This window comes from Dactylosporangium sp. NPDC050588, assembly GCF_040654975.1.
Classification (GTDB): domain Bacteria; phylum Actinomycetota; class Actinomycetes; order Mycobacteriales; family Micromonosporaceae; genus Dactylosporangium; species Dactylosporangium maewongense.
Genome location: NZ_JBFAJA010000001.1, coordinates 152342 through 174877 on the forward strand (window position 1 = coordinate 152342; position 22536 = coordinate 174877).

Here is a 22536-nt window from a genome sequence, read left to right on the forward strand (position 1 = left end):
CGACGCCGCAGCGAAGCGGAGGTGGCGGGATGACCGCCCTCGCGAACCATCCCTCGTCGCAGGCGGCGGCACCGGCGACCGGCCTGCTGAAACGGGCGCACCGGCTGCCCGCCTGGCCCGTGACCGGCCTGCTCCTGCTGTACCCGCTGTGGTGGGCGCTGGGCCTCGGCACCCTGATCTTCTTCCTGGTCGCCGTGCCGATGCTGGTGTCGCTGCTGCGGCACCGCGCGTCGGGGCAGCTCGTCAAGCTGCCGCCCGGCTTCCTGCTGTGGCTGCTGTTCCTCGCCGTGGTCGCGCTGGGGCTGTTCAGCCTCGGCGCCGACCCGGCCGGCACCGTGCCGGGCACCGCCGCCAGCCGGCTGGTCTCCTACACGTACCGCCTCGGCGGCTACGCGGCGCTGACCGTGATCCTGGTCTACGCCGGCAACGTCGGCCGCCGGGAGCTGCCGCAGCAGCGGTTCGTCCGGCTGCTCGCGTGGCTCTTCGTCATCACCGTCGCCGGCGGGCTGCTCGGCATGGCCGCGCCCACGTTCGAGTTCACCGCGCCGCTGGAGCTGCTGCTGCCGCACCACCTGCGCGAGAACAGCTTCATCCAGTCGCTGGTCCACCCGACCGCGGCGCAGATCATGAACCTGCTCGGCGGGGAGACCCCGCGCCCCGGCGCGCCCTGGGGGTACACCAACACCTGGGGCAACAACGTCTGCCTCCTCATCGGCTGGATGCTCGTCGCCGGCTGGTCGCTGACCAGGAGCAGGAAGGTCAAGACGGGCACCGCCGTCGTCCTCCTCGCGGCGATGGCGCCGATCGTCTACTCGCTCAACCGCGGGCTGTGGATCGGCCTGGGCGTCATGGCGCTGTACGTGTCGGTGCGCCTGGCGCTGCGCGGCCGCCTCGCCGCCCTCGGCCTGGTCGGCGTCGCCGGCATCGCCGTCGTGGTCGCCGTCGCCACCACGCCGCTGGGCGACGTCGTCAGCGCCCGGCTCGAGGACGGCAAGTCCAACGGGGTCCGCATGTACACCACGGAGAAGGCCGTCGGCGGGGTGGCCGAGTCGCCGCTGATCGGCTTCGGATCCACCCGCAACACCATCGGCGGCCGCAACTCCATCGCCGTCGGGGAGAGCGACGGCTGCGAGCGCTGCGGCAACTTCACCATCGGCGGCAACGGCCAGCTGTGGCAGCTCCTCTTCGCGCACGGGCTGCTCGGCACCGGCACCTACCTGGGGTTCTTCGTGGTCGGGCTGTGGCGCTTCCGGCGCGACGCGACCCCCGCCGGCCTCGCCGCGTCCGCCGCGATCGTGTCCAGCTTCGCCGCGATGTTCTGGTACAACGCGCTCGTCACCCCGCTGGCGCTGACCTTCCTCGCGTATGCCGTCCTGTGGCGCAACCGTTTGGAGAGCCGATGAGCCCAGTGAAGACCGCCCCGGCCGCGCTGCAGGTCGACGACGAGCAGCTGCGCGCGCAGTACATCGAGGAGGTCCTCGCCCTGCTGTACCCGGGGCAGGGATCCGGAGTCGTCGAATACCTGGTCGTGCCGAACGCCCGCAAGCCGCGGCTGCTCGTGCCCGCCGACGACCGCCGCCTCGCCGCCGCCGCCGTGCGCCGCTACGCCGAGCCGCAGTCCCGGATGGCGAAGCTCAAGCGCGACGCGGTCGTCGCCGCCCTGCGCACCGGCGCCTCGTCGGTGCTGCTGCGCGACCGGCTGCGGATCACGCCCGGCGCCGACACCATCGACACGTACCTGCGCCGGGCCCTCGGCACCGACGTGCGGCTCAGCGTCCACATCGGACCGGCGCGGGCCAACCGCAAGCCGGTGCTGCAACTGCTCACCGAGTCCGGCGCCACCATGGCGTTCGCGAAGCTCGGCACGTCGGCGCTGACCCGCACCCTGGTCAAGGCCGAGGGCAACGCCCTGGCCGCCGTGTCGACCGCCGGGCTCAAGGCGCTGCGGGTGCCCGACGCGATCCACATCGGACAGTGGGGCGAGCACGAGGTCCTCGTGCAGTCGGCGCTGCCGGTGTGGCGGCCCAGGGTCCCGCTGACCGCGCCCCGGCTCGCCAAGGCGATGGGCGAGGTCGCCGCCTGCTGCGGCACCCGCCGCGGCCGCCTCGACGACAGCGGGTACTGGACCCGGCTGCGGGCCCGGCTCGACGCGATCAGCGGCCACGCCGAGGGCGGCGCGCTGCGGGCCGCGGCCGAGCGGATCGCCCGCGCCGCCGGCGGCGTCCAGCTCACCTACGGCTCCTGGCACGGCGACTGGTCCCCGTGGAACATGGCCTCCCTCGCCGACACGATTCTGGTCTGGGACTGGGAACGCTTCACCCCCGGCGTCCCGATCGGCTACGACGCGCTGCACCACGCGCTGCAGATCGGCATCGGCCGGGCACCGTCGGCGGCCCAGGCCGTCAACGACCTCATCGACGCCGCGCCCGAGCTGCTGCTGCCGTTCGGCGTGGTGCACCGCCAGGCGGTCGAGGTGACCACCCTGCTCTACCTCATCGACCTGGCCACCCGGTACGTCACCGACCGGCAGGCGGAGGCCGGCGCCCGGCTGGGCGTGCTCGGCAGCTGGCTGCTGCCCGTTCTCGTCGCGCGAGTGGAGGCTCTGTAACCATGCCCGTGCAGGTTCCCGACACGATGAAGCGGATCATCCACTTCGGATCCCGCAACTACGGGCAGCTCACCGCCAACCGGCGGATGCTGCCGCAGTTCCTGATCTGCGGCGGGCAGCGCTGCGGCACCACGTCGCTCTACCGCGCGCTCGCCGCGCACCCGGCCGTCATCAAGGCCGTGCTGCACAAGGGCGTGCACTACTTCGACGTCGGCTACCACCACGGGCTGCGCTGGTACCGCGGGCACTTCCCGCTGCAGCGGCGGTCCGAGCGGATCCGCGACGAGCTCGGCGTGCCGGCGCAGACGTTCGAGTCCAGCCCGTACTACATGTACCACCCGCACGCCCTGGCCCGGATCGCCAAGGACCTGCCGGGCGTGAAGCTCGTCGTGCTGGTCCGCGACCCGGTCGAGCGCGCCTACTCCCAGCACGCGCACGAGGTCGCCCGCGGCTTCGAGCCCGAGGTCGACTTCGGCAAGGCGCTCGCGCTGGAGCCGGCCCGGCTCGCCGGTCAGCGGGAGCTGCTCGTCAGCGACCCGTCCGCCTACAGCTTCGCCCACCAGCACCACGCGTACCGGGCCCGCGGCGAATACATCGAGTACATCGAGCCGATGGCCGCGCTGCTCGGCCGCGACCGGGTGCACGTCGTGGACAGCACCGAGTTCTTCCTGCGCCCGGAGCCCGTGTACGACGCCGTCCTGGACTTCCTCGGCCTGCCGCGGGTCGGCCAGTACCCGGCGTTCGAGCGGCACAACGCCCGCCCCCGTAACCGCCTCGACGACTCGATCGCCCAGGAGCTCGCCGCGCACTACGCGCCCTACGACGAGCGGCTCGCCGCCTGGCTCGGCCGCCGTCCCTCGTGGCTGTCCACGGCGGACAGTCCGGCGTGACGGCGACCCTCGACAAGCCCACCGCCGGAGCCGGTCTGGAGTCGCCCGGCGGCATGCTGCGCGGCGCCGCCCGGGGCGGCCTTGCCAACCTCGCCGGCACCGTCTGCACCGGCGTCGCCGGGCTCGGCGTCACGTGGCTGGCCGCCCGTGCCCTCGACCCGCGCGGCGCGGGCGCGTTCTTCGCCGCGACCGCCGTCTTCGGCCTCGGCGTCACGGTCGCCAAGCTCGGCGTGCAGACGTCGCTGGTGTACTGGCCGGCGCGGATGCGCGCGGTCGGCGACCTGTCGCGGCTGCGGGAGTGCCTGCGCGCGGCGCTGGTCCCGGTCGTCGTGGCGGCGCTGGTCATCGCCGGCGGCCTGTGGTTCGCCGCGGACCTGCTGCCGGGCCGGCCCGACCTGGTCCGCACGCTCGCCGTGTTCCTGCCGCTCGCCACGGTCAGCGACGCGCTGCTCGCGGCGACCCGCGGGCTGCGCTCGATGCGCCCGACCGTGCTGCTCGACCGGGTCATGCGGCCCGGCGCGCAGCTGGTCCTCCTGGCGCTGGTGTGGGCCACAGGCTGGGGCCCGGACGTGTTCGCCGCGCTGTGGGCGCTGCCCTACCTGCCGGCCGCGCTGTTCGCCGGCGTGGCCCTGACCCGGCTCCGCACCCGGATCACGGGCCCTGCGGCGGAAGCGGCAAAGCGCTCCGACTTCACCCCGCGGCGGTTCTGGGCGTTCACCGCGCCCCGCGCCGTCGCCAGCTTCGCGCAGATGGCGCTGCAGCGCGTCGACGTGCTGCTCGTCGCGGCGCTCGCCGGCTTGGCACCCGCCGCCATGTACGCCGTCGCCGGCCGCTTCGTCATCCTCGGGCAGTTCGTCAACCAGGGGGTCACCCAGTCCGTCCAGCCGCGCCTCGCCGAGCGCCTCGCCGTGCGGGACAAGGCCGGCGCGAACCTGCTCTACCGCCAGGCGACCGCCTGGGTGGTGCTCGCCTGCTGGCCGTTGTACCTGCTGATGTTCACCTACGCCCACCTGTACCTCGACCTCTTCGGCGAGCACTACGAGGGCGGCGCGCGCATCGTGCGGCTCCTCGCCGCCACGATGATGGTCGCGACCGCGTGCGGCATGGTCGACGTCGTCCTCGCCATGGCCGGCCGCACGTGGTGGAACCTCGCCAACGTCGGCCTCGCCCTGGTCACGATGCTCGGCGTCGACGCGCTGCTGATCCCCCGGCTCGGCGCGTTCGGCGCCGCCGTCGGCCTGTGCGCCGCGGTGCTCGTCAACAACCTGGTCCCGCTCGTGCAGGTCGTGCGGGGCCTCGGCCTGCACCCGTTCGGGCGTGCCACGCTGCTCGCCTGCGGGTTGGCCACATCGTGTTTCGCCGTGCCGCAGCTGGCCGTGCTGCCGGTCCACGGGCTGATGGTGAAGTTCGCCGCCACGGGGGCGGGTGCGGCCGTGTACTGCTACGCGGCCGTGCGTTTGAGGCACGTTCTGATGCAGGGGGAGCGATGAGAACCGACTACGCGGAGGTCTTCCAGTCGGATGCGGCGGTCGACAAGTACGAGCGGGTGGTCTACGCGCCGGAGACCTACTCGACGGCGGTGAGCGGCCGGCAGCGCGCGTTCCTGCGCCGCCTGGTCCGCCGGGAGTTCACCGCCCGCCGGCCCGTCCAGCACGACTTCGCGTGCGGCACCGGCCGGGCGATCAAGCTGCTGCACGGTGTCGTACGGGCGGCGCACGGCTACGACGTGTCCGCCCAGATGCTCGCCAAGGCCCAGGAGGCGGGCGTCTACGCGAAGCTGCACCAGGTCGCCGGCGACGGGCCCATCCCGGAGCCGGCCACGGTCGACGGCCCGGCGCTGGTGACCGTGTTCCGGCTGCTGCTCAACGCGCCCAAGGACGTCCGGGACCGGGCGATCGCCTTCGCCGCGAAGATCCTGCCGGAGGCGGACTCGGGCCTGCTCGTCGTGGAGAACCACGGCAACCGCTCGTCGCTGCGGCACCTGCGGTACCGCTCCAACCGCACCAACAGCTGGTTCGCGGAGCTGCACCACGCCGAGGTGGAGCAGCTCCTCGCCCGGCACGGCTTCGAGGTCGTCGAGCGGCGCGGTTTCGCGCTGTGCCCGGCCGGGGCGTACCGGCGCGAATGGCTGCGCCCGGTCGCCCGCCGCACCGACGACATCGCCGCGCGCAGCCGCCGCCTCTCGGGGGTGGCCACCGACGTGCTCTACGTGGCACGGCGGATACCCAAGTAGCTCTAGCGGAGGACCTTCTCGCAGTGAAGCGGATCGGGATCGTCGCCGCCGTCGTGGTCGCCGTCGTGGCGGGTGCGACGGCGGTGACCCTCAGCGTGATGTCCACGAAGGACACCCCGGCCCCGCGGCCGTCGCCGACCGGCACCCAGGCACCCCCGGGCGCGCCCGGGGCACCGCCGGCCATCGCCACCTCGACCGGCCCGTTCGCGGCCGGGCCCATCGCGCCGCCGACGCACGGCTCGTACCTCGGCGCGTGGGTCCGGCCGGAGCACCTCACCGAGTCGGGCCGGCTGTCGGCGATGACGGCGTGGGAGAAGACCGTCGGCCGCAAGATGGCGATCGTCAACACGTACCGCCGCTTCGACGAGAACTTCTTCAACGCCTCCGACGAGCAGTTCGCCGCCCGGGGCACGACCCTCATGCTGTCGTGGGCGAGCGGCGACACCAGGCTCATCACCCTGGGTCGTTACGACACGCTCATCCGCGACCGGGCCCGCGAGCTCAAGGCGTTCGGCAAGCCGGTGCTGATGCGCTTCCGGTGGGAGATGGACCGCCCCAACCTGCGGGCCCAGATGTGGTCGGGGGAGGACTACATCGCCGCCTGGCGGCACGTGCGCGCCATCTTCACCGAGGAGGGCGCCACCAACGCGTCCTGGGTCTGGTGCCCGACCGTGGAAGGCTTCCAGGGCGGCTACGCGGCCGAGTTCTACCCCGGCGACGACGCCGTCGACTGGAACTGCGTCGACGTCTACGCCGGCTCCAGGTACGGCACGATCGGCGAGCTGATGCGGCAGTTCCTGGAGTTCTGCGCGGCCCACCCGACGAAGCCGGTGATGATCGGCGAGTTCGGGGTGGCTCGCGCGTGGGGCACCGAGCAGCGCGCCGCATGGCTGCGTGACGCGTCCGCGACGTTCAAGGCCAACCCGCAGATCCGGGCCGTGATGTACTTCGAGTCCGACCCGACGGACAACAAGGGCCCCACGCAGCAGTTCCAGGTGTCGGACGACCCCACGGTCCTCGGCGCCTTCCGCCAGTCCCTTGCCCAGGACCCGCACTACACGCCGATGACCACCGCCGTCGCCGGCAAGACGAGGAAGAAGTGACGATGCCCCGGTTCCGTGTGTTCGCGCTGGTCGCGGCGCTGGCGTGCGCGTCCCTCGCCGGCTGCCGGTCCGACCCGGGGGTCGCCGCCTACCTGGGCGACGGCGCCGTCACCATCGACCAGGTCACCGCCGTCGCCGACGACCTGACCTACGCCCCCGCCCAACGCGGCAACGTCACCGGATACGTCCTCGGCTCCATGATCATCCGGGACGTCGGCGGCCGGCTCGCCGCCTCGCGCGGCCTCGCGCTGCGCCACGACACCGACCCCGGCCTGGTCGCGCAGTACTACGGCGTCGCCCCGGACGCGCCGATCGTGCCGCTGGTCACCGAGGCCCAGGACATCCTGGTCACCCTCGCCGCCGCCGTCACGCCCGTCGAGCCGGATCTCGCGCAGCAGCGGGCCGCCTTCGACGCGCTGTTGTTCGCCAGTGGCCGCCCGGTCTCCGACTTCTACGCGTTCGAGCAGGTCCAGTACCTGCTGACCCGCGACGCGATCGGCCGGATGATCGCGCTGCGCCGGCAGCTCGACGACGCCGTCGCCGGCTCGGGCATCACCGTCAACCCGCGGTTCCAGGGCCTCACGTACGGGCTGCCGGTCACCGTCGACATCGGCCGGGGCGGCGTCGCCCGGGCCAGTATCCTGGTCCATCTGACCTTCGACGGAGGTCTCGCCGAGGAGGTCTGAGGAACTGTGCCGGGCAGCGTGATCCTGCTGGTGACCTCGCCCCGCCTCCCGGCCGGCGTGCTCACCGCCGAGGCGTGGGACGTGGTCCGCGCCCATCCGGTGTACACCGGATCCGACTCCCCGCAGGTCGACGCGCTGCGGGCCGCCGGCGCCACCGTGACCGTCGTGGACCCCGCCGTCGAGGTCCTGCTCGACGCCCTCGCCGAGCACGGCACCATCGTCTGGCTCGCCGCCCCCGACGGCGACGAGGAGCTCGCCCGCTCGCTGGGCCTGCGGCTGGCCCGCGAGCCCGGCCTCGCCGCCCTGGAGCTGCTCTACGGCTCCTGGGACCCGCCCGGCGCCCGCGTCCTGGACGCCGTCACGGTCATGGACCGGCTCATGCACCCCGAGACCGGCGACGCGTGGAAGCGGGCACAGACGCACGAGAGCCTGGCGCCGTTCCTGCTCGAGGAGGCGTACGAGCTCTACGACGCCATCCGCGACGCCGACCCCGAAGCGGTCCGCGAGGAGCTCGGCGACGTCCTGCTCCAGGTCGTGCTGCACGCCCGCCTCGCCGAAGAGGCGGCGGACACCTCCGACAGGTTCACCCTCGACGACGTCGCCGGCGACCTCGTCGCCAAGCTCATCCGCCGCAACCCCCACGTCTTCGCCGACACCCAGGTCGGCGGCATCGACGACATCATCGCCAACTGGGAGCAGATCAAGCAGGCCGAGAAGTCCCGCGGCTCCGCCGTCGACGGGGTCGCCCTCTCCCAGCCCGCGCTCGCCCTGACCGCGAAGCTCTTGCACCGCGTCGCCCGCGCCGGCCTCACCGTCGACTTCACCCCCGCCGACCCGCTCGGCGCCGCCCTCTTCGCCCTGGTGGTCGAGGCCGACCGGACCGGCCGGGACGCCGAGGCCGCCCTGCGCGCCGCCGCCCTGGCCTACATGGACGCCGTCCGCCGCGCCGAATAAGGGTCCCGCAACGCCGCCGGCCGGTAGCCCTCCGCCAGCTCCCGGACCACCCCGGCCGCGACGTAGAACCGCCCCCTGGTCTGCCCGCGCTGCTCCAGCAGCCCGCGCTCCACCAGCATCCGCAGGTCCCGGGTCGCCTGGTCCGTCGTCAGGCCTTCGTCGCGTTGGTACGAGGTGCGCCGTACTCTGCCGCCCTCGGCCGCTTCGTACAGCGCCGATGTGGTGCGGCTCGGCAGCCCCAGCGCCTCGAGCCGCTCCCACAGCGCCACCGCGCGGTCCAGCCGCTGCCGGACCCGCTGCATCTGCATGTGGTGCGCCCGCAGGCAGAACCGCACCCACGGCAGCGCCTCCCCATGCGGTTGCCACCGTCCCCCCTGGACTTCGTGGAGCGCGTCGTAATAGTCGAACGTATTGCGCCCGGTGCCGAGCCACTCCTCGATGGACGAGAACTCCGGCGCGAGCACCGCGTCGCGTGCGAGGACCAGCGTGTGCAGGCACCGCGACATCCGGCCGTTGCCGTCCCGCCAGGGGTGGATGCTGACCAGGTTGAGGTGCGCCATCGCCGCCCGCACGAAGAGCGGGGCGTCCAGGTCGCCGTCCTGGAGCCAGTCCGCGAGCTCCTGCATCAGCCCCTGCACCACGTCGGCGTCGGGCCCGGTGTAGACCACCTCGCCCGTCGAGTGGTCGGTGATCCAGATCCCGCCGGGGCGGAACCTGCCCGGCCACCGGTCAGGATGGTGCTTGAGCAGCATGTAGTGCAGGCCGTTGAGCAGCATGTAGTGGTAGCGGAACTCGGCGGAGTGCGCGAGCTGCTGCACGTACGTCAACGCGTCCCGGTAGCCGGTGATCTCATCCCAAACCGCGGCGTCCGCGTCGAGCGGCTCATCGCCGGAGGCCGCCGCCGCGGCGTCGTCGACGGAGACCTCGTAGCCCTCGATCGAGTTGGATCCCTTGATCCCACGGGCAACCAGTTGTCGCCGGAGCTGCCCGGTCCACCGATGTGGCGTGGCGACCTGGAACCGCAAGGCCTCGCGCATCCGGTCCAGCTCGTCCAGGACCCGACGATCCTCGTCGACCAGGCGAGGGGTCTCGTACAACATGCGGAAATTATATCGGCAAAACCATGAGAACACCGCGGCATTGCGGCCCGCTCACCAGGGGAGGGGGTGGGTGGCGCCCTGGTGGGTGGCGGCCTCGACGACGGCGGGCCAGCGGGACGGGTCGAAGACGTTGCCGCCGATGGCGGACTGGGAGGCGGGGTCAGGCTCGATCAGCGTGCCCGTGGCGGGGGTGTCGCGCTGGAGCATCGGGATGCGCGGCGCGAGGACGACGACGCGGTCGTAGCCGGCGGCCAGGTCGGCGTTGGTGCGGGAGCGGACGCCGCCGTCCATGTACCTCCCGCCGTTGACGGGCATCGGCGGGAACAGGCACGGCACCGCGCAGCTCGCGGCGACGGCCGGCACCAGCGGGACGCCGGACGCCGCGGTCCAGAAGGCCGGCTCGCCGGTGGCGGTGTCGACGGCGGTGACGAGCAGGCGGTCGGGGAAGCGGTCGATCGGCAGGCGGCGGGCGAAGGACGCCAGCCACGGCTCGGGCGGCCCGACCTCGGCTTCGAGGGCGATCGCGCCGATCCGGCGGCGCAGCTCCGCGGGTGGCAGTGATGGGTCCTGCAGCAGCTGGAACGCGACGGCGCCGCGGGTCCAGTCGGCGCGGATGCGCGGGTCGCCGGGGCCGAGCGGGGCCTCCATCGCGGCCGCCGCGGCCGGGTCGTGGCCGGCGGCGACGAGGGCGCCGGTGATCGCGCCGGCGGAGGTGCCGACGATCAGGTCCGCGCGGGTGAGGTCGAGGCCTTGCCGGGCGAGGCCGATGAGGAGACCGAGCTGCCAGGCGACGCCGGTGATGCCGCCGGCGCCGAGGACGAGTGCGGTGCGTTCCATGCATCCTGGTTATCACGGCCGGCGCCGGTGTCCGGGGATCGCGGACCGCCGCGCAGGCCGAGGACCAGGCCGGCGGAGACGGCCGCGACGCCGAGCAGCTGGCGCGGGTCGGGCGTGACCCGGTCCACCACGGCGACCGTGAGCAGGGCGAAGACCGGGACCAGGCCGACGAACACGCCGGCGCGTTCGATGCCGAGGTGGGCGACGCCGCTGTACCAGCAGACGAACGCGACCACGGTCAGCACCAGACCCAGGAAGGCCAGGGCGGCGGCCTCGCCGGCGGACGGCAGGCGTGGCACCTCGCCGGTGAAGGGGAGGGCGACGAGAAGGAGCGGGACGGCGAGGGCGGTGCTCCACGCCGACACCCGCACCGGCCCCAGCCGGGGCAGCAGCGGCGCGGCCAGCAGCGAGAACGCCGCCTCGCAGACGAGGACGCCGGTCGCGGCGGCGAGGCCGGGCCCGTCGATGCGGCCGCCGCCCTGCACGAGGACCGCGCCGAGGACCACGACCGCGGCGGCGAGGAGCAGGCGCGGGGCGGGCCGGCGGCGCTCCTGTAGCGGGCCGAGCAGGGCGAGCAGCAGCGGGCTGGCGCCGACGATCGTGCCGATGGCCGCGGGGTCGGCGTGGCGCAGGGCGTACATGAGCAGCACGTTGAAACCGACCAGCCCGGTCGCCGCGACGCCCACCAGGCGCAGCAGCTCGCGGCCCGTGGGCCGCAGCCAGCTGGTGAGGAGGGCGAGCGCGGCCGCGGCGAGGGTGTACCGCAGCGCCTGGCCGGTCAGGACCGGGAAGTCGGCCAACGATCGGCTGACGGTGAACGAGGAGCCCAGGATCGCGCAGGTCAGCACGCAGTAAAAGGTGTGCAGCCGGTTCATGACAGCGAACTTACGATCGCCAGTGGTCCACGCTACAGTGCCACCGAGCCCCGCGTTTGGAGGTCCACTTTGTCGGTCTGGGAGGCGTTGGTCGAGCTTGACCGCACTCGGCCGCGGGTCGGCGACCAGCTCGTCGGTGCGCTCCGCGAGGCGATCACCGGGGGGCGGCTGGCGCCCGGGACGCGGCTGCCGTCGACCAGGGACCTCGCCGCCGACCTCGGTGTCTCGCGGGGCCTTGTCGTCGGGGCATACGAGCAGCTCACGGCCGAGGGGCGCCTGCTGACGCGGCGGGGGTCCGGGACGGTCGTCGCCGCCGTCTCCGCACCGGTGCAGCGCCGTCGCAGCGACCCGCCGGACCGGCCCGTCGCGGTCGCGCCACTGCGCCCGGGCGTGCCCGACCTGGGGATGTTTCCGCGCACGGCGTGGCGGCGGGCATACGAGACGGCCCTGACCAGCGCCCTGGACGCCGACTTCGACTACGGCGACGCGACCGGCGCGCCCCGGCTGCGCCAGGAGCTGTCGGGCTACCTCGGGCGGGTCAGGGCCGCGCTGGTGCCGCCGGAAGGGCTGATCGTCACCGCCGGCGTCACCCAGGGCCTGGCCCTGCTGGCGAAGGCGCTGCTGGCGCAGGACGTGCGGCGGATCGCGCTGGAGGATCCGGGCCCCTCGGCGCTGCGGGAGCACCTGCAGCGGCTCGGGCTCGACGTGGTGCCGGTGCCGGTCGACGACGACGGCCTCGACGTGCGGGCGCTCGCACGCAGCAGGTGCACGGCGGTCGTCGTCACCCCCGCGCACCAGTTCCCGACCGGCGTGGTGCTCGCCCCGCAGCGGCGCACCGACCTGATCGCCTGGGCCCGCCGGGTCGGCGGGCTGATCGTCGAGGACGACTACGACGCCGAGCACCGCTACGACCGCGAGCCCGTCGCCTGCCTGCAGGGGCTCGCGCCGGACCGGGTCGCGCTCGTCGGCTCGGTGAGCAAGGTCCTCGCGCCGGGGCTGCGGCTGGGCTGGCTCGCGCCGCCGCCGGGGCTCCACCAGACGCTGCGCGCGGCGAAGGCGGACGCCGACAACGGCGGGCCGGCGCTGCAGCAGCTCGCGTTCGCCGAGTTCCTCGCCGCCGGCGGCTACGACCGGCACCTGCGCCGGGCCCGGCGGCTGCACCGGGAGCGCCGCGACGCGGTGGTCGCCGCGCTGCGCCGGCACCTGCCGCGGGCCCGCATCGGCGGGATCGCCGCCGGGCTGCACCTGGTCGTGGAGCTGCCGCCGGGCACCGACGACCGGGCCGTGGCGCAGCGCGCGCTCGCGAGCGGGCTCGGGCCCCTCGCCCTGTCGTCGCTGCGGGTCCGCAAGGGACCGCCGGGGCTCGTCCTCGGGTACGCCGCGCACACCCCGCACGAGCTCGCCAGGGCGGTCAGGACCCTCGCCGGTCTCGTCTAGGTTCGTCGTTCGGTTTCTCGGCCAGGCTCGTCGTTTGGTTTCTCGGCCAGGTTCCTCGTTTTGGTTTCTCGGCTAGGTTCGAAGCCATGCCGCATGACTTCGTGCCACTGGCCGAGCACATCGCCGACGCGCTCCTGGAGTCCGACCCCCGGCTCGCGGCGTCGGCCGGCGACCACCGCTTCGACGACCGGCTGCCGGACCTGTCCGCGGAGGCGGTCGCCGGCGACGTCGACATGCTCCGCGACGCCTCCGCCGCGCTGACCCAGGTCGACCTCGACCTGCTGGACCCGCAGGAGCAGGTCGACCACGCGGTGCTCCTGGCGCGGGTCGAGCGGATGCTGTTCGAGCGGACCGAGATCCGCGAGCACGAGTGGAACCCGCTCGCCCACAACCCGGCGACGCTGCTGAACGCGCTGATCGCCCGGCCGTTCGCACCGGCGGAGGAGCGGCTGGTCTCGATCGCGGCGCGGCTGTCGGCGATCCCCGACGCGCTCGCGACCGCCCGGGACACGCTCACCGACATGCCACGGGTCCACGTGGAGACCGCGGCGGGGCAGTTCCAGGGCACCGCGGCACTGGTACGGGACGAGCTCGGCGACCTGCTGAAGGAGGCGCCCGGGCTGGCCGACGTGGTCCGCCCGTTGCAGGAGCGCGCCGCGGCCGAGCTCGACGGGTTCGCCGCCTGGCTGCGCGAGCGGATCGACACCGCCGACCGGGACCCGCGGCTCGGCCGGCGGCTGTGGGAGGCCCGGCTGTGGCACACCCTGGACACCGAGCTCGGCGCCGCGACGGTCCTGCGGCGCGCCGAGGACAACCTCGCGGAGGTGACCGCCCAGCTGCGGGCGGCGGCCGCCGAGCTGACCGGCGGGCCGGAGTCCGACGAGACGGTCCGCGCCGCGTTCGCGCAGGCCGCCGCCGACGTGCCGGACAACGACACGATCGTGGACCTGGCGAAGGTCGCCCTCGCGGAGGCCACCGCGTTCGTCCGGGAGCACGACCTCGTCACCCTCATCGACGACCCGCTGGTCATCATGGAGATGCCGGAGTTCGCCCGGGGGTTCGCCGTCGCGTACTGCGATCCGCCCGGCCTGCTGGAGTCCGCCGAGCTGCCGACGTTCTACTGCATCTCACCCACCCCGTCGGACTGGAGCGCGGAGCGGGTCGCGTCGTTCTACCGCGAGTACAACAGCCACATGCTGCGCGACCTCACGGTCCACGAGGCGACCCCCGGCCACTTCCTGCAGCTCGCGCACGCCCGACGCTTCCGGGGCCGCACGCGGGCCCGGGTGATCGGCTGGAGCGGGCCGTTCGTCGAGGGTTGGGCGGTGTACGCGGAGCAGCTGCTGGCCGAGCGCGGGTTCGGTGGCCTGCCGGTGCGGCTGCAGCAGCTCAAGATGCAGCTGCGGATGAGCATCAACGCCATCATCGACCAGCGGATCCACTGCGACGGGATGACCGAGCAGGAGGCGATGGAGCTCATGATGGGCCCCGGCTTCCAGGAGGAGGGCGAGGCGGCCGGGAAGTGGCGCCGGGCGCTGCTGTCCTCGACGCAGCTGTCGACGTACTTCGTGGGCTACACCGAGGTCCGCGAGATCGCCGATGAACGACCGGTGAACGTCACGCTGCGCGACTGGCACGACCAGATGCTCGCGCACGGCTCACCCCCGCCCCGTCACCTGCGAACGCTGCTCAACATCTAGGTCCAGGTCGGCAAGATCGGTGCAACCGATAGGCTCAGGGTGCCGCACCGTGGCGGCCGACCAATCTTTGTCTGCAAGGAGTGACAGTGGCCACGATTGAAGCAATCGGCGCGCGGGAGATCCTCGACTCGCGGGGCAACCCGACCGTCGAGGTCGAGGTCGTCCTCGACGACGGCACCCTGGCCCGCGCGGCTGTCCCGTCCGGCGCTTCGACCGGCGCCTTCGAGGCCAACGAGTTGCGCGACGGCGACTCGAAGCGTTACCTCGGCAAGGGCGTCGAGAAGGCCGTCGAGAACGTGAACGAGCGCATCGCCGAGGCCGTCCGCGGCTTCGACGCCACCGAGCAGCGCCTCGTCGACCAGGCCATGCTCGACCTCGACGGCACGCCGGAGAAGTCCAACCTCGGCGCCAACGCGATCCTGGGCGTGTCCCTCGCGGTCGCCAAGGCCGCCGCCGACTCGGCCGGTCTCAGCCTGTTCAAGTACCTCGGCGGCCCCAACGCGCACCTGCTGCCGGTGCCGATGCTCAACATCCTCAACGGTGGCTCCCACGCCGACTCCAACGTCGACGTCCAGGAGTTCATGATCGCCCCGATCGGCGCGCCGACCTTCCGCGAGGCGCTGCGCACCGGTGCCGAGGTCTACCACTCGCTCAAGTCGGTCCTGAAGAAGAAGGGCCTGTCGACCGGCCTCGGCGACGAGGGCGGCTTCGCGCCCAACCTGCCGACCAACGCCGCCGCGCTCGACCTGATCGCCGAGGCCGTGGAGAAGGCCGGCTTCTCGCTGGGCAGCGACATCGTCCTCGCCCTCGACGTGGCCGCCACCGAGTTCTACAAGGAGGGCGCGTACACCTTCGAGGGTGGCGGCAAGTCCTCCGACGAGATGATCGCCTACTACACCCAGCTCGTCGACGCCTACCCGATCGTGTCCATCGAGGACCCGCTGTCGGAGGAGGACTGGGACGGCTGGAAGGCGATGACCGACGCGCTCGGCGGCCGCATCCAGATCGTCGGCGACGACCTCTTCGTCACCAACCCGCAGCGCATCGCCCGCGGCATCGCCACCGACACCGCCAACGCGGTGCTCGTCAAGGTCAACCAGATCGGCTCGCTCACCGAGACGCTCGACGCCGTCGACCTGGCGCACCGCGCCGGCTTCCGCACGATGATGAGCCACCGCTCCGGCGAGACCGAGGACACCACGATCGCCGACCTCGCGGTCGCGGTCGGCAGCGGCCAGATCAAGACCGGCGCCCCGGCCCGGTCCGAGCGGGTCGCCAAGTACAACCAGCTCCTGCGCATCGAGGACGAGCTCGACGACGCGGCGCGCTACGCCGGTCGGGGCGCGTTCCCGCGGTACCGTTAGTCCGGTTTCACGCCCGCGGCTCTCTCCTGGGGAGCCGCGGGCGCTTCTCCGGGGGTGGTGGCACAGCCCCCGGCGGCGAACCTAGGGGGAGGGCATGCAGCAGCGCACCAGGCCGGGCGGGCGCGGCACGCCCACCAGGGCCTCGGGTCCTCGGGGCGCTGCCGGGCGGGCCGGAGCGGGCCGGGCACCGGCCAGGCCGACCGTGGCCCGCAGGTCCGTGTCGTCCGGCGGCGCCGCGATGCGCACCCGGGCGCCGCAGCCCAAGCGCTTCACCAGCCGAGCCGTGGTCCTCGGCCTCCTCCTGAGCGTCCTCCTGCTCGCCTACGCCTACCCGGTCCGGGTCTACCTGGCCCAGCAGGCGGAGATCTCCGCCCTGGAGCAGAGCCAGGAGCGCCAGACCGTCAAGATCGCCGAGATGGCGGAGCGGGCGGCGAAGTGGAATGACAACGAGTATGTGATCAGCCAGGCCCGCCAGCGGCTCAACATGGTGCTGCCGGGCGAGAAGTCGATCGTCGTGATCGACCCGGCGCGCGGCCAGCAGACCGACCCGGCCGCGATCCCCGGCGCGGAGAAGTCTTCCCGGCCCTGGTACGGCAAACTGTGGTCGAGCGTCGAGGCGGCGGACTGAGGATGACAACGGAATTCGAGCCGACGGCCCCCGGGTCGGCGGCCCCTTCGCCTGGGGTGCCTTCGCCTGGGGTGCCTTCGCCTGCGGCGCCTTCGCCTGCGGCGCCTTCCGGTCTTGAGGAGCCGGCCGCCGAGGCGGCTCCCGCTGCCGGCTCGGGTGCTGAGCCGCCTGCCGGGTCGGCTGTCGGGCCGGGTGCTGAGCCAGCTGCCGGGCCGGGTGCCGGGTCGGCTCCCGCTTCCGCTTCCGCGACGGAGTTCGAGCCGGCCACCGAGGAGGATCTCGCGGTGGTGGCCGCCCAGCTCGGCCGCACCCCGCGCGGCACCCGCGCGGTCGCCCACCGCTGCCCCTGCGGCCTGCCCGACGTGGTCGAGACGACCCCGAGGCTGCCCGACGGCACCCCGTTCCCGACCCTGTTCTACCTGACCTGCCCGCGCGCCGTGCACGAGTGCAGCCGCCTGGAGTCGTCCGGCCTGATGCGCGAGATGGGCGCCCGCCTCGCCGAGGACCCTGAGCTGCGCAAGGCGTACGAAGCCGCCCACGAGGACTACCTCCGCCGCCGCGAACAGGTCGGCCACGTCGACGAGATCGCCGGCGTCTCCGCCGGCGGCATGCCGACCCGCGTGAAGTGCCTGCACGTCCACCTGGGCCACGCCCTCGCGGTCGGCCCGGGCGTCAACCCGTTCGGCGACGAGACCCTCGCCCTCGCCGCGGAGTGGTGGGCCGCCGGCCCCTGCGTCCCCCCACCCGCCTGACCCCGCCGCGCCCCCGGGACGCCCGTCCACCGTCGGTGAACCGCCCGAAGATCCAAGTCGCGAAACGGCCGCCCGAACAGCCACCACGCGACTTCGATCACTACGCCGGCCACGTCGGCCACCCGGCCACGTCGGCCACCCGGCCACGTCGGCCACCCGGACTCGCGGCACCCGGGCTCACGGCGGACGCTGACCCCGGCCACGACGGCGGCCGGCCACCGGATGCGGCGCGCACGCGCCGCTTGCCCTGCCACGCGCCTCAGCGCGGGCAGTGCGCCGCGGAGCGGCGCATTGGGGTGCGGGTGAGAATCCCCGCCGGGCCCCGCCGCGACAGCGGTGGGGGGAATTACAGCTCAGATGCGGGTGACGACGGAGCGGAGGATCTCCCAGCCTTCGAGGTCGTCGGCGGTGCCGGTGTGGGGGCGGCGGAAGCGGCGCACCTCGACGGCGATGTCGGTCAGGGCCCAGCGCAGCTGGTACAGCATGATGGTCGAGGGGCGGGGCAGGACGCCGGTGGCCGCCGCGTAGGCCGAGAAGATCGAGCCGTCGCCGGGCTCGATGAGCCACAGGTCGCGCTCGGGCGGGGAGATCAGGACGGTGTCCCAGTCGATGAGGCGCCAGCCGGTCGGGGTGAGCATGGTGTTGCCCGAGTGGGGCTCGCCGTGGGTGAGGACCGCGCGGACCGGCTCGCCGTGGCTGTCCAGGACCAGCTCGTCGTAGCGGGCGAGCAGGCCGGCCAGGGCCTCCCGGTGGCCGGCGAGGAGCTCCGCGGCCAGGCGGGCGTAGGGGCCGCAGTCGGGGCCCGGGGCCTTCAGCGCCGCCTCGATCTCGGCGCGGCCGGGGACGGCGAAGTCGTCGACGCGGGCGTGGCGGTGGACGATCGCGGGCGCGGTGTGCAGCTGGATGATCATGTCGAGGGTGGCTTGGCGGTGCTCGGGGCCGCGGAAGGCGTTCCAGTCGAAGCTCTGCCCGTCGACGAACGGAAACAGCGCGACGGCGAAGCGCCCCAGCAGGAACAGCGGCTCGCCGCGGCGGGTCGGCACGGGGGCGACGGCGAAGGTGCGGCCGGTGGCGTGCAGGTCGACGGCGACGCTCAGCGACGCGGTGAGGCGGGCCACGTCGGCGTCCTGATCGACGGTGACGAACCAGCGGTTGCCGCCGTCGTCGGCGACCTCCCAGTGGTGGCTGCCGAAGCCGACCGCCCGGTAGCCCAGCGACGCGACGGAAAGGCCCCACTCGCGGAGAAGGGCCTCCTTGAGCGCGTCTTCGGGAAGACCAGCGGGCGGCGTCAGCACGGTTCTGCACGTTACGGCAGCCCCGGCGCCTTCGCCGCCCGACGACTACAGAGTAGGACAGGAACGGTTACTTACCAGCGACCGGCGGCGCGGTGCCCTCGACGATCTGGGCGCCCTTCGGGGCGAGGAACGCCTGCGCGTCGACCTTGTCGCTGTACTTGCTGAGCTCGACGCCGATGGCCTTGTCGTCGGTGCCCACGCCCTTGAACCGGGTGAGCAGGCCGCTCTCGGCGACGCAGACGTGAAACTCCTTGGCCGTGACGTCGTTCGGGCCCGCGTTGGCGTCCTGCGGGATGCCGGTGACGTCGAGGCAGTCGCTCTTCTGGCCGGCGATGGTCGCGGTGTTCTCGGCGATCTTGACACCCGGTACAAGAGCCGCCGCCGTCATCAGGCCGAGCGCCATCTCCGTGTTGATGAAGCCACCGCCCGCGACGGCGGAGAGGTAGGCGGCCTGGTCGGCGGAGGACAGCTGGCCCGTCTGCACGGCGCTCTTCTGGCAGACGACCTTCTGGCCGCTCTTGCCGGTGCAGACCAGCAGTGCGTCCTCGGTGAGGATGAAGCGGCCGTCCTTGCCGATGTACGCGGCCTTCGGCGGCTGCTGCACCACGGTCGTCGGGGTGCCGTCGTCGGTCTTGTACTCGGCGGTGAAGGTCAGGCTCCCGGACTTGCCCATCCGGTCGGCGAGGTCGGTGATCGCGGAGACGTTGTCGACGGTCTGCTTGACCTGGTTGATGAGACCGCAGCCGAGCGCGCCGGCGCCGAGCGCGGTCGCGAGCACGACGGTCAGGATTCGGGTACCGGCACGATGCATGCCGCCCAATGTGGGGCCGGTCACCGGGTCTTTCAACGAACTGTCAGCAGGGCGACCCGTTGACGGTGCAGCTGACCGGGTCGGCCGCGGCGCCCTTCGCCTCGAACCCCATCCGGATCGACCCGCCCGGCTCCAGGTACGTGTTCCACGACTGGGAGCGCAGCGTCAGCCGGTCGGCCTTGTGCTCGGCCGCGGCGCCCCAGGTGGACGTCGTCTCCACGTGCGGCGGCAGCTGCAGCTGCACGACCCAGCCCTGCAGCGGCTGGCTGCCGATGTTGGTGACCGTCACCTCGGCGTTGAAGCCGTCCTTCCACTTGCTGCGCACGGCGTAGCCGGCCTTCACGCCGCCCTTCGCGACAGGTTTGCCGGCCGAGGCGCTCGGCGTCACGAGCTGGGTCCGCTCCACGGTCACCACCTTCGCGGCGGGTTCCTGCGTCAGGTACAAGACGGTCATGGTGCCCGCGGCCACGGTCGCCACCGCGGCGGTGACGACAAGCACGCGCTCACGTGTCATATGCCACATCCGCGCGCCACTACCCTGACCGTCATGGAGGTAACCGTCCGGCGGGCCCGGACCGCAGACGTGCGGGGCATCCGGCGGCTGGTCGCCATGTACGTGGCGGACCGGCGGCTGCTGTCGAAGCCGATGGTGGCGCTGTACGAGGCCGTGCAGGAGTTCTGGGTCGCCGAGCGCGACGGGGTGATCGTCGGCTGCGGCGCGCTGCACGTCATGTGGGAGGACCTGGCCGAGGTGCGCACCGTCGCGGTCGATCCGACCACGCGCGGGCACAAGATCGGGCACAGGATCGTGTCGGAGCTGCTCACCGCGGCCCGCGAGATCGGCGTCCGGCGGGTGTTCGTGCTCACGTTCGAGACCCGGTTCTTCGGCTCGTTCGGCTTCGTGCCGATCGACGGCACGCCGGTCACCCATCAGGTCTACGAGGAGCTGCTGCGTTCGTACGACGAGGGCGTCGCGGAGTTCCTCGACCTGGAGCGGGTCAAGCCCAACACCCTCGGCAACCACCGGATGCTGCTGCATCTGTAGCTTGATCGTATGACTCGCGTCGCGGCCATCGACTGTGGAACGAACTCCGTCCGCCTGCTGATCGCCGATGCCCAGCCCGACGGGTCGCTCGTCGACGTCACCCGGCAGATGCGCATCGTGCGGCTGGGCGAGGGCGTCGACCGGACGGGGCGGCTGGCGGAGGCGGCGATCGAGCGCACCCGCGTCGCCCTGGTCCACTACGCGGCCGAGATCGCCGCGGCCGGGGTGGACCGCGCCCGGATGGTCGCCACCAGCGCGAGCCGGGACGCGTCCAACGCCGACGACTTCCGGGCCATGGTCACCGCCACCCTCGGCTTCGCCCCGGAGGTCGTCAGCGGCGACGAGGAGGCCCGCCTCACGTTCGCCGGCGCGGTCCAGGGGCTGGGGGCCGAGCCGCCGTTCCTGGTCTTCGACATCGGCGGCGGCTCGACCGAGTTCGTGGTGGGCTCCGCCGGCGGCGTCGACGCCGCGATCAGCGTCGACATCGGCTGCGTCCGGCTCACCGAGCGCCACCTGCACGACCACCCGCCGACGGCGGCGCAGGTCGCGGCGGCCGAGAAGGACATCACCGGCGCGGTCGACCGGGCCCTCGCGGCGGTCGACGCCGGCCGGGCCCGCACGTTCGTGGGGCTGGCCGGGTCGGTGACCACCGTCACCGCCCTGGCGCTGGGGCTGACCGAATACGTGCCGGAGCACATCCACCGGGCCCGGGTCTCCACCGCCGACGTGGCGAAGGTGACCGCGGACCTGCTCGCCGCCACGCCGGAGCAGCGGCTCGCCAACGCCGTCATGCACCCGGGGCGCGCCGACGTGATCGGTGCCGGCGCGCTGATCCTGCGGATCATCCTGGAGCGCTCCGGTGCGGACGCCGTCATCGCCTCCGAATCCGACATCCTGGACGGCGTCGCGATGTCGTGTTTACGTCAGAGGTGACCGGCCCGGCTCAGCCGGTGCGGCGCACCTCGGCGCGGGACTGCTCGCGCGGGTCGGCGTCGTCGCGGGACCACCACCAGCCGTAGGTCAGGACGCCCTCGGCCGGCATCGTCATGATGATCTTCGCGGGCATAGGCCCCTCGTACGCGTTGAACACCCCGGGCTCGTGCTCCACAAACCGGGTCACACCGGGCAGTTCCAGGCACGTGACGTGGAGTTCGAGCCGCCCGGCCTCACTCGCCGTGAGGATGGTGTGCTCAACGTGTTGCAGGCCCTTGCTGTCACTGACCGCCTCGTAGTCGAGGGTGATCGCGTTGCCGCGCACCACCGACGTCACCTTGATGCGGGCGACGAACGGCCCGGACTCCAGCCCGTCGCCGCGCCCGCGGTAGACACCGGGCGCTGAGGCGAGGCGTTTCAACAGATCGGTCACGGCGCACACCGTAATACGTGCGCGCACCTGACTGTATGCATCTCGCACCTGCGGTTATCGTGGGCCGTCACCCCCCGGGCTCAAGGAGCACGTTAGGGTGATATTTGCGGCATATCCGGAAGGAAGCACATGTCTGATCAGTACCCGCCGCCCGGCGGCTATCCGCCGCCCCCCGGTGGCGGTGATCCATACGGGCAGCAGCCACCACAGTACGGCCAGCAGCCGCAGTACGGGCAACAGCCGCAGTACGGGCAGCAGCCCCAGTTCGGCGCCCCGCAGTACGGGGAGCAGCCGCAGTACGGTGGCGCCCCGCAGTACGGCGACCAGCCTCCCTTCGGCGCGCCGCCCGGCCCGCCCTTCGGCGCCCCGCCGCCTCCGCCCCGCCGGGGCAAGGCCGGCAAGGTCATCCTGATCATCGTCGCGGTCCTCGCCGTGCTGTGCGTCGGGTGTGGCGGCGCGATCTGGTACTTCGCCAAGGACAGCTCGACCAACGCCAAGGTCGGCGACTGCCTCGCGGGTGACGAGATCACCGGCTCGAGCACCAAAGAGGTCGACCTCAACATCGTCAAGTGCACCGACGCCAAGGCGAAGTACAAGGTCATCGGCATCGTCGACAAGGTGGCGCGGGCAGACGCGCTGAAGCAGAAGACCACCGTCTGTGACGCGTACATCGAGCAGGGCGCGGAGTCCGTGCTCTGGCAGGGCACCGACCCGGCCAAGGGGCAGGCGCTCTGCCTGGGTCCCGCCAAGTAGTTCCCCCGAACCACGTCCTGACGGGCGGTCCGCGACACGCGGGCCGCCCGTCGGCGCTTGTGCACTTGATAGTACTGCGCATTGCGTACTACTCTGCTT

Annotated in this window: 22 protein-coding genes and 1 pseudogene; 16 read left to right on the plus strand and 7 right to left on the minus strand. The window is 72.9% G+C overall.

Features of this window, described 5'->3' with window-relative positions; all coding sequences use genetic code 11:
• The first annotated feature begins 29 nt into the window (after positions 1-29).
• The 8 genes from AB0I21_RS00720 to AB0I21_RS00755 are packed head-to-tail and all read left to right on the plus strand — an operon-like array spanning position 30 to position 8474.
• Complete coding sequence (locus tag AB0I21_RS00720) at positions 30-1403, plus strand: hypothetical protein (RefSeq protein ID WP_360557990.1); 1374 nt, start codon at positions 30-32, stop codon at positions 1401-1403.
• On the plus strand, positions 1400-2608 hold the full coding sequence (locus AB0I21_RS00725) for a hypothetical protein (RefSeq protein WP_360557992.1): 1209 nt from the start codon (positions 1400-1402) through the stop codon (positions 2606-2608). Before AB0I21_RS00720 ends, AB0I21_RS00725 begins: the two co-directional genes overlap by 4 nt.
• Positions 2609-2610: 2 nt before the next feature.
• Complete coding sequence (locus AB0I21_RS00730; RefSeq protein WP_360557993.1) at positions 2611-3498, plus strand: sulfotransferase domain-containing protein; 888 nt, start codon at positions 2611-2613, stop codon at positions 3496-3498.
• On the plus strand, positions 3495-4988 hold the full coding sequence (locus tag AB0I21_RS00735; RefSeq protein WP_360557995.1) for a lipopolysaccharide biosynthesis protein: 1494 nt from the start codon (positions 3495-3497) through the stop codon (positions 4986-4988). The genes AB0I21_RS00730 and AB0I21_RS00735 overlap by 4 nt, the downstream gene beginning before the upstream one ends.
• Positions 4985-5731, plus strand: a complete 747-nt coding sequence (locus tag AB0I21_RS00740) for a methyltransferase domain-containing protein (protein ID WP_344501750.1) — start codon at positions 4985-4987, stop codon at positions 5729-5731. The genes AB0I21_RS00735 and AB0I21_RS00740 overlap by 4 nt, the downstream gene beginning before the upstream one ends.
• A 23-nt stretch (positions 5732-5754) precedes the next feature.
• Positions 5755-6834, plus strand: a complete 1080-nt coding sequence (locus AB0I21_RS00745) for an endoglucanase (RefSeq protein ID WP_360557997.1) — start codon at positions 5755-5757, stop codon at positions 6832-6834.
• Between the two features lie 2 nt (positions 6835-6836).
• Entirely contained in the window at positions 6837-7520 is a 684-nt protein-coding gene (locus tag AB0I21_RS00750; protein WP_360557998.1) for a hypothetical protein, read from the plus strand.
• Positions 7521-7526: 6 nt separating this feature from the next.
• Positions 7527-8474: a MazG family protein gene (locus tag AB0I21_RS00755; protein ID WP_360557999.1), complete on the plus strand. Its 948-nt coding sequence runs from the start codon at positions 7527-7529 to the stop codon at positions 8472-8474.
• Here the strand turns inward: AB0I21_RS00755 and AB0I21_RS00760 are convergent.
• Genes AB0I21_RS00760 through AB0I21_RS00770 form a run of 3 tightly spaced genes read right to left on the minus strand, consistent with a single transcriptional unit; the run spans position 8444 to position 11286 of the window.
• Positions 8444-9574, minus strand: a complete 1131-nt coding sequence (locus AB0I21_RS00760; protein ID WP_360558000.1) for a Fic family protein — start codon at positions 9572-9574, stop codon at positions 8444-8446. The two genes, AB0I21_RS00755 and AB0I21_RS00760, sit on opposite strands and share 31 nt — an antisense overlap.
• Before the next feature lie 51 nt (positions 9575-9625).
• The gene (locus tag AB0I21_RS00765) at positions 9626-10411 is read right to left on the minus strand and encodes a patatin-like phospholipase family protein (RefSeq protein ID WP_360558001.1); all 786 of its coding nucleotides are present in this window, start codon (positions 10409-10411) and stop codon (positions 9626-9628) included.
• Positions 10297-11286: a DMT family transporter gene (locus tag AB0I21_RS00770; RefSeq protein WP_360558003.1), complete on the minus strand. Its 990-nt coding sequence runs from the start codon at positions 11284-11286 to the stop codon at positions 10297-10299. Before AB0I21_RS00770 ends, AB0I21_RS00765 begins: the two co-directional genes overlap by 115 nt.
• 69 nt (positions 11287-11355) lie before the next feature.
• On the opposite strand from AB0I21_RS00770, the gene AB0I21_RS00775 reads away from it, so the two are divergent.
• The 5 genes and pseudogenes from AB0I21_RS00775 (at position 11356) to AB0I21_RS00795 (ending at position 17167) form a co-directional block, all read left to right on the plus strand.
• Positions 11356-12723 carry a PLP-dependent aminotransferase family protein gene (locus AB0I21_RS00775; RefSeq protein ID WP_354890859.1) on the plus strand — a complete coding sequence of 456 codons (1368 nt, stop codon included), beginning with the start codon at positions 11356-11358 and terminating at the stop codon, positions 12721-12723.
• A gap of 86 nt (positions 12724-12809) precedes the next feature.
• Positions 12810-14423: a DUF885 domain-containing protein gene (locus AB0I21_RS00780; protein ID WP_344501743.1), complete on the plus strand. Its 1614-nt coding sequence runs from the start codon at positions 12810-12812 to the stop codon at positions 14421-14423.
• Between the two features lie 86 nt (positions 14424-14509).
• Positions 14510-15787, plus strand: a complete 1278-nt coding sequence (eno, locus tag AB0I21_RS00785; RefSeq protein ID WP_360558006.1) for a phosphopyruvate hydratase — start codon at positions 14510-14512, stop codon at positions 15785-15787.
• Between the two features lie 202 nt (positions 15788-15989).
• A complete protein-coding gene (locus AB0I21_RS00790; RefSeq protein WP_360558008.1) occupies positions 15990-16415 on the plus strand; it encodes a septum formation initiator family protein in 426 nt (141 codons plus the stop codon).
• Between the two features lie 204 nt (positions 16416-16619).
• Positions 16620-17167, plus strand: a pseudogene (locus tag AB0I21_RS00795) (DUF501 domain-containing protein).
• A gap of 353 nt (positions 17168-17520) precedes the next feature.
• Here AB0I21_RS00795 and AB0I21_RS00800 read toward each other — a convergent pair.
• From AB0I21_RS00800 to AB0I21_RS00810, 3 genes are all read right to left on the minus strand, one after another.
• Complete coding sequence (locus AB0I21_RS00800; RefSeq protein WP_360558010.1) at positions 17521-18462, minus strand: phosphotransferase; 942 nt, start codon at positions 18460-18462, stop codon at positions 17521-17523.
• Between the two features lie 67 nt (positions 18463-18529).
• The gene (locus AB0I21_RS00805; RefSeq protein ID WP_360558012.1) at positions 18530-19273 is read right to left on the minus strand and encodes a hypothetical protein; all 744 of its coding nucleotides are present in this window, start codon (positions 19271-19273) and stop codon (positions 18530-18532) included.
• A gap of 43 nt (positions 19274-19316) precedes the next feature.
• Positions 19317-19787 (minus strand): cellulose binding domain-containing protein, encoded by a 471-nt coding sequence (locus AB0I21_RS00810; RefSeq protein WP_360558014.1) that lies wholly within the window; start codon positions 19785-19787, stop codon positions 19317-19319.
• A 33-nt stretch (positions 19788-19820) separates the two neighbouring features.
• Here AB0I21_RS00810 and AB0I21_RS00815 point away from each other — a divergent pair, with 33 nt between their 5' ends.
• Together AB0I21_RS00815 and AB0I21_RS00820 are read left to right on the plus strand one after the other, a co-directional pair.
• Positions 19821-20318 (plus strand): amino-acid N-acetyltransferase, encoded by a 498-nt coding sequence (locus AB0I21_RS00815; protein ID WP_344501736.1) that lies wholly within the window; start codon positions 19821-19823, stop codon positions 20316-20318.
• Positions 20319-20327: 9 nt separating this feature from the next.
• Positions 20328-21251: a Ppx/GppA phosphatase family protein gene (locus AB0I21_RS00820; RefSeq protein WP_360558016.1), complete on the plus strand. Its 924-nt coding sequence runs from the start codon at positions 20328-20330 to the stop codon at positions 21249-21251.
• A gap of 10 nt (positions 21252-21261) precedes the next feature.
• Here AB0I21_RS00820 and AB0I21_RS00825 read toward each other — a convergent pair whose 3' ends face one another.
• Complete coding sequence (locus tag AB0I21_RS00825; RefSeq protein WP_344501734.1) at positions 21262-21684, minus strand: hypothetical protein; 423 nt, start codon at positions 21682-21684, stop codon at positions 21262-21264.
• A gap of 129 nt (positions 21685-21813) precedes the next feature.
• Between AB0I21_RS00825 and AB0I21_RS00830 the strand changes: the two genes are divergently transcribed.
• Positions 21814-22437, plus strand: a complete 624-nt coding sequence (locus AB0I21_RS00830) for a hypothetical protein (protein WP_354890861.1) — start codon at positions 21814-21816, stop codon at positions 22435-22437.
• Positions 22438-22536: the final 99 nt, after the last annotated feature.